At 42.4% G+C, this 12,723-nt stretch carries 12 protein-coding genes; 2 read left to right on the forward strand and 10 right to left on the reverse strand.

The genetic code is table 11. From position 1 onward, the window contains the following. Positions 1-26: 26 nt before the first annotated feature. From ACFWMP_RS27145 to ACFWMP_RS27185, 9 genes are all read right to left on the reverse strand, one after another. Positions 27-797: a sigma-70 family RNA polymerase sigma factor gene (locus ACFWMP_RS27145; protein ID WP_042131042.1), complete on the reverse strand. Its 771-nt coding sequence runs from the start codon at positions 795-797 to the stop codon at positions 27-29. Next, a complete protein-coding gene (gene rsbW, locus ACFWMP_RS27150; protein WP_042191848.1) occupies positions 794-1,246 on the reverse strand; it encodes an anti-sigma B factor RsbW in 453 nt (150 codons plus the stop codon). The genes ACFWMP_RS27145 and rsbW overlap by 4 nt, the downstream gene beginning before the upstream one ends. A gap of 18 nt (positions 1,247-1,264) precedes the next feature. Continuing rightward, complete coding sequence (locus tag ACFWMP_RS27155; protein ID WP_042131044.1) at positions 1,265-1,603, reverse strand: STAS domain-containing protein; 339 nt, start codon at positions 1,601-1,603, stop codon at positions 1,265-1,267. 99 nt (positions 1,604-1,702) lie between these two features. Then, entirely contained in the window at positions 1,703-3,373 is a 1,671-nt protein-coding gene (locus ACFWMP_RS27160; RefSeq protein ID WP_042191849.1) for a response regulator, read from the reverse strand. A 21-nt stretch (positions 3,374-3,394) separates the two neighbouring features. Then, entirely contained in the window at positions 3,395-4,261 is an 867-nt protein-coding gene (locus ACFWMP_RS27165) for a CheR family methyltransferase (protein WP_042191852.1), read from the reverse strand. Positions 4,262-4,348: 87 nt separating this feature from the next. Continuing rightward, positions 4,349-8,020 (reverse strand): response regulator, encoded by a 3,672-nt coding sequence (locus tag ACFWMP_RS27170; RefSeq protein ID WP_339243505.1) that lies wholly within the window; start codon positions 8,018-8,020, stop codon positions 4,349-4,351. Further along, a complete protein-coding gene (locus tag ACFWMP_RS27175) occupies positions 8,017-9,189 on the reverse strand; it encodes a SpoIIE family protein phosphatase (RefSeq protein ID WP_042191856.1) in 1,173 nt (390 codons plus the stop codon). Before ACFWMP_RS27175 ends, ACFWMP_RS27170 begins: the two co-directional genes overlap by 4 nt. A 235-nt stretch (positions 9,190-9,424) precedes the next feature. After that, the gene (locus tag ACFWMP_RS27180) at positions 9,425-9,949 is read right to left on the reverse strand and encodes a hypothetical protein (RefSeq protein WP_076300663.1); all 525 of its coding nucleotides are present in this window, start codon (positions 9,947-9,949) and stop codon (positions 9,425-9,427) included. Positions 9,950-10,009: 60 nt separating this feature from the next. Continuing rightward, positions 10,010-10,516, reverse strand: a complete 507-nt coding sequence (locus ACFWMP_RS27185) for a DUF948 domain-containing protein (RefSeq protein ID WP_076285482.1) — start codon at positions 10,514-10,516, stop codon at positions 10,010-10,012. A 188-nt stretch (positions 10,517-10,704) separates the two neighbouring features. Here ACFWMP_RS27185 and ACFWMP_RS27190 point away from each other — a divergent pair, with 188 nt between their 5' ends. Beyond that, complete coding sequence (locus tag ACFWMP_RS27190) at positions 10,705-10,872, forward strand: DUF1328 family protein (protein ID WP_042131050.1); 168 nt, start codon at positions 10,705-10,707, stop codon at positions 10,870-10,872. Between the two features lie 126 nt (positions 10,873-10,998). Next, a complete protein-coding gene (locus ACFWMP_RS27195; protein ID WP_379425356.1) occupies positions 10,999-11,373 on the forward strand; it encodes a hypothetical protein in 375 nt (124 codons plus the stop codon). A 236-nt stretch (positions 11,374-11,609) separates the two neighbouring features. Here ACFWMP_RS27195 and ACFWMP_RS27200 read toward each other — a convergent pair whose 3' ends face one another. Then, positions 11,610-12,686, reverse strand: a complete 1,077-nt coding sequence (locus ACFWMP_RS27200; RefSeq protein ID WP_379425358.1) for a C40 family peptidase — start codon at positions 12,684-12,686, stop codon at positions 11,610-11,612. Positions 12,687-12,723 lie beyond the last annotated feature (37 nt).

Consider the following 12,723-nt stretch of genomic DNA (forward strand, 5'->3'; position numbering starts at 1 on the left):
GTAATGTATATTACACATAAAGGAGCTCAATAGGATGAGTTGGCCATAATCTGCTTTAACTTCTCAGTGGCCCGCTTCTGTATCCGTGAAACACTCATCTGTGAAACCCCCAGCTTCTGAGCAATTGCCCGCTGGGATTGACCATCTTGGAAGGCTAGCAGCAACACTTGCTGCTCTTGCTCCTTCAATTGTCCTAGTGCTTGCTGCAGATCCATTCGTTTCTCTACAGTCTCGTAATCGTTCGCATCAGAGCTGATAAGCTCCCCTAGCGTAGCTCCAGTTTCCTCTTGAGAAAGCGGTGAATCTAGAGATACGTAATGGTAACATTCTCTGCCTGCCAGTACTTCTACAGTTTCTTCAACAGACAGATCAAGATAATGAGCGATCTCATCGACCGCAGGAGAACGCTCAAGCTTCACTGTAAGTTCATCAATCGCGTGTTGAACAAGCGCTCCTTTTTCTTTAATCCGTCTAGGAACCTGTATGTACCAAGATTTATCACGCAAATAATTCTTCATATGTCCAATCATGCTTTTCATCGCATAGGGCTCAAAAGGGATTCCGAGACTGATATCATATTGCTGCAGTAACCGGATGAGCGCCATTTGCCCGACCTGATATAAATCCTCATACAAGTCGGGGCGATTACGGGAAATCTTCCCAGCAGCCATTTTCACCATAGGCTCATATTTCTGTATCAGCAACGTCGCCTGATCGTTATCCTTGGTCTGCTGATACTCCCAAATTTGGGTGACTGCTTCATTCATGGACTCGGGGGGAGTCACTTTGTCACTCATACTTTCTCCTCGCTAAAATTAAGGTGCTTCTTCAAAGTTACCACCGTCCCTTTTCCGGCTTCACTTACGACACTAACGTCATCCATCAACGCTTGCATTAAGTAGAACCCTAACCCGCCAACCTGAACGTCACTTAACTCCTTATCATGCAGTGTCATACGTTCATTAGACTTGTCCAAGCCGTCAAAGCTCTCCCCTTCGTCTTTGACTGTAATGGATAAGGAGCTTTCCTCTACCTCAAAAATAACATCTACTACTCCGTCTTTTTGGCCATAAGCATATAATACTGAATTGTTACACGCCTCTGACACTGCCACTTTCATGTCTTCTATATCCTCATAGGTGAAACCCATTTTCGAGGCAATGCCGTATAAATTCAACCTAACAATATCCACATACTCTGCGCTAGCAGGCAACTGAAGAATTACTTTTTGCACATCATCACTCATTCTTTGTTCTATCCTTTCCTAGTGGGAATTCTCTTGGGAGGCAAAAAACTTGGAAATACCAGTCATGTCAAACAACTTCTGAATTTGTGGAGGAACATCCTCAACCATAAACTTAACGTCCATTCCTTGTCTTGATTTCAGGATCGAAAGTAGAATACCAATCCCTGTGCTATCGATGTATTTTAATTCTTTTAGATTAATAACTAAATCTAGTTTGGTGTCTCCCACAAGTGGCTCCATAACCAGGCGGAAATCGGAAGCAACTGATAAATCAAGTTCACCACTCAGGAAAACTGTGCATACATTCCCTTTGGTTTCTGTCTTAGCATGGAACTTGTTACTTTTATGCGTATTCATTAGACGATCTCTCCTGAACAAATATTTTCTATATTAATAACCTTAATGATATACCTTTGAATCAGATAACGTTAAAAAAACGGATTGGTAAATACTAGATTACGCTTGGAAAATAGATATATCAGGTTCTACTAATACATTGTCGTTGCTAGAATATCGAGAAATAATTTGTTTTATACTACTCATCTTCAGCGGTTTGCTGATGTAATCATCCATTCCAGAGGCCTTACAGCGATTCTGAATTCCTTCCATGACGTTCGCCGTCATTGCAATGATAACGGTCTTCTCGGCAGCAGGACCACCCTCTCGACGAATTTGAGCGGTCGCCTCCAAGCCATCCATCACTGGCATTTGAAGGTCCATAAAGATAAAATCATAAGGGTGTTTAATCGCCATCTCCACAGCCTGTTGACCATCTTCAGCCATATCGGCCGCATAGCCCAGCTTATCCAGCATGCTGACCATTAGACGCTGATTAATCGGATGGTCATCCACAACAAGGATTCTACTTCTTCCCTCTTGATTGGAAACAGGATGTGTGGATTCCTCTTCTTGATATCCACCTATCAAATCTTCTCCTGGCATAGATACCTGAATCGTAAAGATAAAAGTGGCTCCTTTTTGCTCCATCGATTCTACCCGAATTTCTCCGCCCATCATTCCGACAAGAGATTTACATATAGCTAGTCCCAGACCTGTTCCCCCATATTTCCGTGTCATGGAAGAATCAAGCTGCGAGAAGGGCTCAAATAGTCGGTCACATTTCTCCGGAGAAATACCAATCCCCGTATCCATAATTGTGAACTCAACTTCCATTTTATGATCCGCAACGCTCTTGATCGAGGCGACTAGATAGACCCCACCTTGATTTGTGAATTTAACTGCGTTAGCGATCAGATTAATTAAAACTTGGCGTAAACGAGCCATATCCCCATATAAAAGTCGAGGCAATTTCTGATCAATAAAATAAGCGAGCTCCAGGTTCTTCTTTCCTGCTTCTATCGAGAAGAGGCTGAACACCTCTTGAATACAATTTCGGAGTTCAAATAAGTGCTCTTCAACTTCCATTTTTCCAGATTCCATTTTAGTAAAATCAAGAATGTCGTTAATTACCGTAATCAACGTGTCCGCACTTTTCCGAATGATCTCCGAATATTCCTTTTGCTCAGAAGTAAGATCCGTCTCCATTAATAGATCGATCATGCCAACTACGCCGTTCATAGGTGTACGAATTTCATGACTCATCATGGCTAGAAATTCCGACTTTGCTTTCGAGGCAATCTCAGCCTCTTCTTTTGCCTTGATAAGCTCACTATTAATGATTTCCAGTTCTTTCGTCTTTTGCTGCAGCAGCATGGTTTGAGTCTGATGCTTCTTGCTCGTGATGTACATTTCGACAAAGCCTTGTATCTTAGAGTTCAAAATTTGTGGAATGAAAGGCTTGACCATATAATCAATAGCCCCTGCCGAATAGCCCGCGAATAAATGCTCCGCTTCTTTGCTATTGGCAGAGATAAAAATAATCGGAATTTCCTTCGTTTTCTCTCTGGCCTTGATCAATTTGGCAGTTTCAATTCCATCCATACCCGGCATCTGTACATCTAGTACAATGACAGCAAAATCATACCTTAACAAACAGCGCAACGCTTCTTCACCGGAGGTAGCTTTAATTAGCTCGTAATGCTGGCTCTCAAGCACTGCCTCCAGCGCCAGCAAATTTTCAGGACGGTCGTCTACTAGTAGTATATGAATTGGTTCTTGAAACCCCATAGGACCACCCTCCTACATGCGTTATTTTATGTTACGGTATATTTTCTCCACTCTGTCTAAAGATTCATAGCAATCGCTATATTTCGTAAAGTGAATGGACTCCTTAGAGCCCAGAACAAGGATTCCAAAGCGACTTAGACTTTCATGAAACAACCCGTGAACATGATCACGAAGCTCATCATTGAAATAGATCATTACATTCCGGCAGAGAATAACATTAAATTCATTAAATGAAGTGTCAGTAGCTAAATTATGCTCAGCAAAAATAATATTTTTGCGTAAATAAGGTTGTAAAATAACTGAGTTATACTTAGCAGTATAGTATTCGGAAAATGCCCGGGTACCTCCTGCCTCCAAATAATTCTTTGTGTATTGCTTCATTCTGCTAATATCATAAACGCCTTCCTTAGCCTGCTGTAAAGAACGCTCATTCATATCTGTGGCATAAATTCGAGCCTTATCGTAAAGCCCTTCTTCATGAAGCAGGATGGCCATAGAATAAACTTCCTCCCCAGTGGAACATCCGGCATGCCAGATACGAATATAGGGATAGGTTCTTAACAAAGGAACTACCTTCTGGCGAAAAGTTAGAAATAATCCCGGATCCCTGAACATTTCAGTCACAGGAATAGAGAGACTGTAGACAAATCGTTCAAAACAAGCCCGATCATGCAGAACCTTCTCTTGCAGCGCGGATATGGTGAGTACATTCTCCGCATGAACATGATGCCAGATGCGCCGTTTTAATGAAGGCAACGCATAATTCCGGAAATCATAGCCATATAAACGGTGTACCCCATCAAGAAGCAGCTCAATCTCAATTTGCTCCAGTTCGTCACTTCCCGCCAGAACGGGTTGCTCCTCATATCCGTGTTCTATTGCTTTCATTGTTATCCCGACTCCCTTATCAACACGCCGTACTTTTGAAGAATGGCTTTTTGTTAGTTCTTTTAAAGTATTACCCCAATATTAAGGTTACGAATACAGCCAGACTCGCATTAAAGATAGAAGTTGACCTGTTGCAATTGGCTTCTTCATATAGTCAGAGGCTCCAGCTTCAATGCATTTGGCACGATCCTCTTTCATAGCTTTGGCGGTCAGCGCAATAATAGGCAGTTTCTGATACTGTGGCATCTCGCGAATCCGGCGCATAGCCTCATATCCGTCCATTTCTGGCATCATCATATCCATTAGCACAAGATCAAAATCTTCTTGCTCTACCAGCATTTCCAGCGCTTCGCGTCCATTCTCCGCAAACTTCACTTCCATATGATACTCTTCGAGTACGCTGGAGAGCGCAAAGACATTGCGAATATCATCATCGACGAGCAGTATTTTCTTTCCTTCAAACAATTCTTCTTTATTATGAAGCTTCTGCAGAATCTTACGTTTATCTTCCGGAAGATTTGCTTCTACCCGGTGCAAGAACAATGTTGTCTCATCCAACAACCGCTCTGGAGAACGTACATCCTTGATAATGATTGATTCCGCATATTTACGCAGCTGCGTCTCTTCTTTGCCATCCAAATCCTTACCCGTATAAATAATAATAGGCAGATCATTTAATTCCTCATCATCACGAATCTGATCCAGCAGATCGAAGCCTGTCATATCCTCAAGCATCAAATCTAGAACCATACAATCATATCTCTGCTTCCGCAGCTCATTCAGTGCTTCCCCGCCAGTTGAAACTGCGGTTATGGCCACATCGTCGTGACCGATCAACTCCATGATAGAACGACGTTGAATCTCATCATCCTCTACAATCAGCAAGTACTTCAACGTACTGGAGGTGTAGTTCTCGATTTGCGAGAAAGCCCGTTCTAGCGCCTCTCTAGAAGAAGGTTTTCTTAAATAAGCCATTGCCCCCATCATAAGCCCCTGCTTCACTTCATCATTTACAGAGATGACATGGACAGGGATATGGCGAGTCTGTGATGCACTCTTTAGTTCTCTAAGGATGGTCCAGCCATCCATAACCGGCAGCTGAATATCAAGAATAATCGCATCTGGTAAATAAGTCTTCGCCATCTGCAATCCGGTATCCCCTTGGAGGGCTACCAGTCCTTTGAAGTTGCGGCCATGAGCCATATCCAGCAGAATTTTTGCGAAGCTCTCATCATCTTCAATAATAAGTAAAACCTTATCATTTGCAGTTAATTGATCACGATCATCATCGATCACCAATTGTGGGATAGGTGCATGAGCCTGCGTTGGTACAAGGGTTGGAAGTATATCTCCAATATACCCCTCGAAGGTTGCATCTTCTCTAGAAGCAGCAGCTTCTATTACTGCAGGTTGCTGCTTAATATAATTCCCTATAACTGGCAAATACATAGTAAAGGTACTACCTTGGCCCTCACGGGATTCCAGTACAATAGCTCCACCCATTAAACGTGCTAACTCACGGCTAATGGACAAACCTAAGCCTGTCCCCCCAAATTTACGGCTGGTAGTTCCATCCACCTGTTGGAAGGCTTCGAACACAATATCAGTTTTGTCTGCCGGAATACCAATTCCGCTATCCTTTACAGCAATAGCAATATATTCAACTTCACCTGGCAGATCTAGCGGAATAAGATTGTCATCTGCTTGGCTAACCGAGAACTCAATAAATCCTTCCATCGTAAATTTAAAGGCATTAGAAAGCAGATTTCTTAGCACCTGCTTCAACCGATGACCATCGGCAATGACACTATCTGGCAGTGGCTCATTAAAGGTAATTTTTAAAGAAAGTCCCTTTTTGAGCGCTTGCGGAGCAAAATTCTGCTTCACAAAGCTCTTCAGCTCCGTTAATTTAATTTCTTCTTGGTTCAGTTCCATTTTGCCAGCATCAACCTTGGATAAGTCCAAAATCTCATCAATCATCTTAAGCAAGTCTGCACCTGACATATAAATAGTATGTGCAAATTCAACCTGTTTCTCTGACAAGTTGCCATCCTTATTCTCCGTGAGTAGCTGCGACAGAATCAAGAGACTGTTGAGCGGAGTTCGCAATTCATGAGACATATTCGCCAAGAACTCTGATTTATATTTACTAGTAACAGATAATTGCTTGGCCTGTTTCTCTAATTGAATTTTTGCATGCTCAATTTCATCTTTCTTCTCTTCAACCTCCTGCACTTGTTCCTCTAAAGCGCGGGTCTTGGCAATAAGTTCCGTATTATAATGCTCCAGTTCTTCCTGCTGACGCTGGAGCAGTTCTTCCGAACGTTTAAGCGCATCCGTCTGCTCTTCCAAGTTCTCATTGGAACGACGCAATTCCTCTTGCTGAGTCTGTAGTTCCTCCGACTGACACTGCAGCTCTTCCGTAAGAGCTTGTGAATCACGCAACAATTTCTCCACGATCAAACGACGGCTAATATTATTAAAAATAATGCTTAAATTATTAGCGAGTTGTTGCAGCAAATCATTTTTCAAACTGCTAAAAGGTTGGAATGAAGCAAATTCTACTACGCCTAGCAGTTCGTCTTCAAAAATAAGCGGATGGATAGAAATATATCCAGGTTGCGCATCCACGAATCCGGACTTAACGGATGAATAGTCTTCAGGAGCCTTCTCCAGTCTGATCGGGTGCATATCGAGCGCACTTTGTCCTACAAGCCCTTCTCCAATCACAAACCCGTCCTTAGGTTTCTTATCATTATCTACTGCATAATATCCACTGCTTCGTAAAAAGTCAGGACGATTAGCATCTTTTAAATATACAGCTCCGAACTGTGCTCCCAGCACAGGGGTAAACTCATTGATGAAGGTCTGTGAGACCTGATCCAAGGAGCTAACACCTCGCAATAGTTCCGTCACCCGAGCAACATTCGCATTCAGCCAGGATTGGTCATTCTGCGCTTGCGCATAGGCCTGTTCCATTTGCTGCTTCTGTTCAAGATCTAAAGCCATCTTCTTAAAGACAAGAGCAACCTCACCAATTTCATCTTTAGTAGTAACCTTTATACGCCGTATGGCCCTCACTCTACCGTTGCCAAAGCTGGTAATCATCATCGAAACGACATTAAGCCCCCGAGTGATGCTTGGGATAATCCATAAAACCACTCCAAGTCCCAGAAGTAAGCCCATAATCATCATTAGAACTACCATTTGAGTCGAACTTTTATAAGCTTCGTTGGCCTTCGTACTCTCTTCATTCATAATAAAAGCATTATAATCAGAGAGACTGTTCAGAGCGTTTAACACGGCATTCTGAATCGCTTGTCCCTCTGTGTTTGAATACGTGCTGGCATTCTGAAAATAACCAGCCGATAGCAGTTTCAATACCTTTTCCTGATAATTTAAATAAGTGGTGTACGCATCATCTATTTGACCAACCATTTGCATTTCTTCAGCGCTAGTCATCGATGCTTTTATTTTCTCGTAGTGCTCATTCGCTTTAGTAATCTTTTTATTAATCTCATTCTTTTGAGATTCTACCGATGATGCATCTGCACTTAACATGGTCGTGGTCAATATTCGCGCCATATCATTGACTTCTCCACGCATCCCCGAAGAAGACCGCCCCTTCATATATCTATCCTGATACCCTTCCAGTTGGTTATTCATATAATTTAAGCGGTCGTATCCTATCATCGTAAGTGCAAGCATAATCGCTAACATGGCACTGAAGCCAATTAAGAGTTTAGCCTTTATCTTCATTCTCTATCTGTTCCCTTCTTCAGTGAGATCCACACAATACACTTATCATCATCACGCTCTTTAGGAACCTCAACATTGAAAAAAGCAGCTCGAATAGCTTCTTCGTTCCACTCATGTTCAACATTTAAATGTTGAATCATAAATTTCAGCTGCTCTTCTTGTTCGCCCTCAACCAGCTCCAATAGACCATCTGTATAAAGAACTAGATGCCCTTCATCTTCATAGGTTAAGCTCTGTGGCTGAATATCAATCCGTTCAAACAGACCTACCGGGTGACAGTTACTTTCCAGCATGACTGGAGTCTTAGCCACACCTTCAAAAAATAGCGCAGGTGGATGCCCGGCGTTGACGTAGTCAATACGTTTCATACGGGTATCTATCACAAGATAAATGGTCGTAAAGTAATATTGGATCAGCTTTTTCTCAATATAGAGCTGATTAAACCTTCGATTGAGCTCCTGAATTACCTTTTCCGGCTCTACATACGTAGTTACCGTGTCCTTTAACACAGAAGCAAGAAACATACAAAAAAGAGATGACGATATTCCGTGTCCCATAATGTCCAGCAGGATCACGCCATATCGGCCATCACCAAGGGGGTACCACGCGTATAAATCACCGGCAAGCTCAGAGGATGGCTGATAGATGGCATTGACCTCAAAATCCTCTTCCTGAAGAGGCAAGCTCAACACAGCATTCTGAACAAGTGCGGCCAGTCTCAATTCTTCTTGAATTCGCTGATCTCGTTCCTTATGCCAATCTTTCTCTCGCTTCAACCGCAGCGCGAGTCGAATTCTGGCCATCAGCTCCACTTTGTTAATGGGTTTCGTAACATAATCTACTGCACCTGCATCCAGTGCTTCTGCCAGCTTCTTGGAATCTCCAACAGCTGTAACCATTATTATTGGAATATCCTTTAGGTGTTCGTATTGCTGTACAACACGACATGCCTCGATTCCATCCATTTCCGGCATCATCATATCCAGTAAAATCAGATCGATATCTGACATCCGAGGACGTCCATCTTCACTCACAGAACCGATACCCAACCGTGTAAGCATCTCTTTTGCAGAGGATGCGGTTACGAAATTTCGGTAATCTTCTTTTTTCAGGATTTCACGGATAATGATAACATTAGTCGGATTGTCATCTACGATTAAGATTCTCATCATCTTCACCTCACACGAATAGTATTACGAACGTAAAAATCTGCGACTCATTACCTATATCATACGCTATTTAAATGTGTTATTTCTATTTTTAATATATGTAAATATAGTAATAGGTTCATTTACGCCTTCAGCAAAGTAACCTCCCGAACCACTACATGTAGTGGTTCGGGAGGTTACTCTATGGTAAAGACAGCCTCTGTTTATTAACCAAAATGATCAAAAGTGAAACATATTAAGAAGAAATACTATCAAATAAATCAATACCTTCAAATTCACCTGCCAAATTTCGATATATTTTGAGCGCATTGTTTCCTCTCATATATACATCACCATCTTCGGCAATAAAATACGGTTTACCCAAGGTCGATTGCACATTATCCTTCACGGGATCAATTCCCACCCCATTTACCTGTAGACCAAACTGCTGTGCTTGAGAAGGTGAGACATGCACATACAGTACAAACCCCTCACCAACACCCACTGTTACATCTGCGTATTGGTACTCCTCTGTCCCTTGCAATGGATCATTTGTTACCGCCAGCGGATTGCCCTTGGCCAGAAGCAATTCTTCCTTCGTAGCATATAAAGCAACACCTTGCAGTGAATCAAACTGATTTATAGCAGGGCTCGTTTCTGAGGAATGTTCAAATGTAAGAACTGTCTTAGGCTGATCACTAAAAGTCGAGATAGGCGTCAACTGTGGAGACGCATCAAAGTATGGGGAAAGTAGACTAAACAAGAGTATGATAATGTTCATGTTGTTATCCCACCTTTCTTATCTGCAGCCGCCATTTACAGAGGACTTGCTGCCTTAACTTTAATGACGGAATTTTTTCCAAAGAGTTGCAGCTACATCTACACTTTTTAACACAGTAGCTATTTTCCCCGGTGCTTTCTCGTTATTAACAGCATCATAAGAGTTTACCGTACGTTCCTCAGCTGGAGTCAGCGGAGCTTCTTTTATGGATACCCCCTTACGCTTCTCCCTCAGTTCATGTGATTTACGATATCTCTCAATCACAGTTACTGAAACTTGCTTAACGGTTAAGGTTAACTCATTCATAACTTCTCCCAAATTCTTCACAGAATCTATGACAGGATCAATCTTCTGAATTTTATTCTGTACATCAGCGGTAATTTCATTTGCATGTCTGACTGTAGTCTTCACTTCATAAGTCAGTTCATCCATCGTCTTCTGCACTTCCACCAAGGTCTGGCTTACTTTGTCGAGAGATTGCTTCGCTGACTGCAAAGTCTTAATTAGAAAGAAAACAAGTATTGCGAATGCGATAGCAACGAGAGCTACACTAAGTTCAATGATCATATTCATAACCCCTTCCAAATCTCATAAATAGTGGCTAATCAGCCTTGTATACTGCATAGTTACCCCTACTACCATATGCCGAAACAATCTGTCGAGCGTTGTCAAAATTCCCTGCTCCCCTTTGTTTCAGAATCAAAGTCCCCGTTTATACAATGACTACAAATCAAAAAAAGGATAGGTGATATGTAATGTTAAAATGGTCCGCAATTCTGCTAGTTGTAGCTGTAATCGCTGGTATCTTTGGTTTCTTCAATCTTGTAGCAGCCGCTGCTGGTCTTGCAAAGATACTATTCTTCGTATTCTTGGTTCTGTTTGTTGTTTCCCTCTTCACGGGACGCAGAGGTAGATCGATGTAGCCTCCTCCCATATCTATCCATATATCTTATTCATCATGCAGAAAGTATAGGTCATTCCCACACAGATGTCACTTGAGAAAATAAGAAAAAGTTTTGAAGTTAGATCATAATGAGGAGGAACTTAACATGAAAAAATTCGCCAGCATTACACTTGCCTTGGGACTTATGGCTTCAATAGCAGCTACAGCATCAGCCGCTGAGGTAACAGGGACAACTACAGATTCTACGCCCGGAACTGGAAGCACTTACACAACATCTTTTGAAACGATCATTACCCCATCGGATATTACTCCAGCCACACCACAAATTGTTCTAACCGAAAAAACAGCTTTCCACTTTTCAGTTGGCAGTATGATTCCCGCAGGCTGGCTTAGCGCTCAAACGCTTGATACCACAGGTGAAGTGATTACGGATACTTGGGGCAATGAATGGAGAGAAATCTACACTTGGCTAGGAAAAGCGTGGGTAATGGTTCCTGTTGCTGCCAATGTAATTATGTAATTAGTACAGAAAAGATGATAACAAGCATAAACGCCTTCGGCGTCCCTATAAGGACGGCAAGTGTTTATGCGAGAAATATAAGAATAATTTATATAACGGAACATATAAATTCTTATATTTACAAAAAGCTACCCCCTCAGTAGATCATTCTACTGAGGGGGTAGCTTTTGCGCTTACGCCGCCTTTGTTCACCCGTCACAAACATGCGATGCTGCCGCTTCTGTATACCTATATAATTATCGGATGACCGATCCCCCGAAGAGGAAACGATTCGTCCAAGAAGCGCTTAATTTATCTACTTTCACCCCGCCTGAAGCTACTGAATACGTATGGAGAACTTGTCCATCTCCTAGATACATAGCAACATGCGATATTCTTGCCTTAGATTTGTCGATCCCTTCATATGCTGAAGCGGAGTTCCCTTTATAATCCATAAAGAACATTAGATCGCCGCGTTTCAAACCGGAAGTAGACGTAACTACCGTACTATTCGATTTCACCCAATCTCCCTGTTGACGGGAATCAGCAGGCAGTTTCAAATTCACAGCATCCATGAAAATTTGCCGGATAAAATCAGAACAATCGAAGGTGCTTGTATCATATCTGCTGGAACCAAACTCATAAGGTGTCCCAAGATAGCCCATACCTGCTGAGATTACACTCTCGATTTGGGCAGAAGCCCCAGGTGTAGAAATAGGTGGTACTGGTGCTGGCGGCGTTGGTGTCGGCGTTACCGTCCCAGTCCCCCCATTATTAGCGAACGAAGTATATTGATCACTTGAACTTATATATCCAATGCTACCATCAGAGGTTTGAATTTGATACCAGGAGCTGTTCGGCTGTGCCAGAAGCTGTACTTGTTCCCCCTTCTTCAGAAGTCTCAGTACTTTTCCGCTTGTAGAAGGCGCAGTTCGAAGATTCACTCCGTACTTTATGGTTCCCGTTTGTGCTGATGGTGCTGTTGGTGTACCTACTGAAGATGAATTTACGCTGATATACTTATCATCTGTACTTGTATAGCCTACGGATCCATCCGCTGCTTTCACCTGATACCAATAGCTATTCGGTTGTGCCACAATCTGCACTTGATCTCCTTTTTGCAAATACTTCACTACTTCTCCACTTGTAGAAGGTGTACTGCGAAGGCGAACACTTGCCTCGATGACCGCTGTTTGACCGGCTGCTGCTGCCATAACTGAATTTGATGGATTTGAGGCTGCTGCTGCATTTCCAGGAGCAGATACTCCTAAACCTGCAACAATTGCAGCTGAAACCAATAAGGATGCTGTTAATTGCTTATGTGATTTAATCATACGTTCCCCCAATACCATGATGAGATTTCAACAAAGG

The sequence above is a fragment of the Paenibacillus sp. NPDC058367 genome (assembly GCF_042723305.1).
In the GTDB taxonomy this organism is placed as follows: Bacteria; Bacillota; Bacilli; order Paenibacillales; family Paenibacillaceae; genus Paenibacillus_AQ.

What these genes read in the sequence shown, in the direction of transcription:
- ACFWMP_RS27145 (WP_042131042.1), bottom strand. Translation starts at nt 797, where the DNA reads ATGAGTGACAAAGTGACTCCCCCCGAGTCCATGAATGAAGCAGTCACC.
- rsbW (WP_042191848.1), bottom strand. Translation starts at nt 1,246, where the DNA reads ATGAGTGATGATGTGCAAAAAGTAATTCTTCAGTTGCCTGCTAGCGCA.
- ACFWMP_RS27155 (WP_042131044.1), bottom strand. Translation starts at nt 1,603, where the DNA reads ATGAATACGCATAAAAGTAACAAGTTCCATGCTAAGACAGAAACCAAA.
- ACFWMP_RS27160 (WP_042191849.1), bottom strand. Translation starts at nt 3,373, where the DNA reads ATGGGGTTTCAAGAACCAATTCATATACTACTAGTAGACGACCGTCCT.
- ACFWMP_RS27165 (WP_042191852.1), bottom strand. Translation starts at nt 4,261, where the DNA reads ATGAAAGCAATAGAACACGGATATGAGGAGCAACCCGTTCTGGCGGGA.
- ACFWMP_RS27170 (WP_339243505.1), bottom strand. Translation starts at nt 8,020, where the DNA reads ATGAAGATAAAGGCTAAACTCTTAATTGGCTTCAGTGCCATGTTAGCG.
- ACFWMP_RS27175 (WP_042191856.1), bottom strand. Translation starts at nt 9,189, where the DNA reads ATGAGAATCTTAATCGTAGATGACAATCCGACTAATGTTATCATTATC.
- ACFWMP_RS27180 (WP_076300663.1), bottom strand. Translation starts at nt 9,949, where the DNA reads ATGAACATTATCATACTCTTGTTTAGTCTACTTTCCCCATACTTTGAT.
- ACFWMP_RS27185 (WP_076285482.1), bottom strand. Translation starts at nt 10,516, where the DNA reads ATGATCATTGAACTTAGTGTAGCTCTCGTTGCTATCGCATTCGCAATA.
- ACFWMP_RS27190 (WP_042131050.1), top strand. Translation starts at nt 10,705, where the DNA reads ATGTTAAAATGGTCCGCAATTCTGCTAGTTGTAGCTGTAATCGCTGGT.
- ACFWMP_RS27195 (WP_379425356.1), top strand. Translation starts at nt 10,999, where the DNA reads ATGAAAAAATTCGCCAGCATTACACTTGCCTTGGGACTTATGGCTTCA.
- ACFWMP_RS27200 (WP_379425358.1), bottom strand. Translation starts at nt 12,686, where the DNA reads ATGATTAAATCACATAAGCAATTAACAGCATCCTTATTGGTTTCAGCT.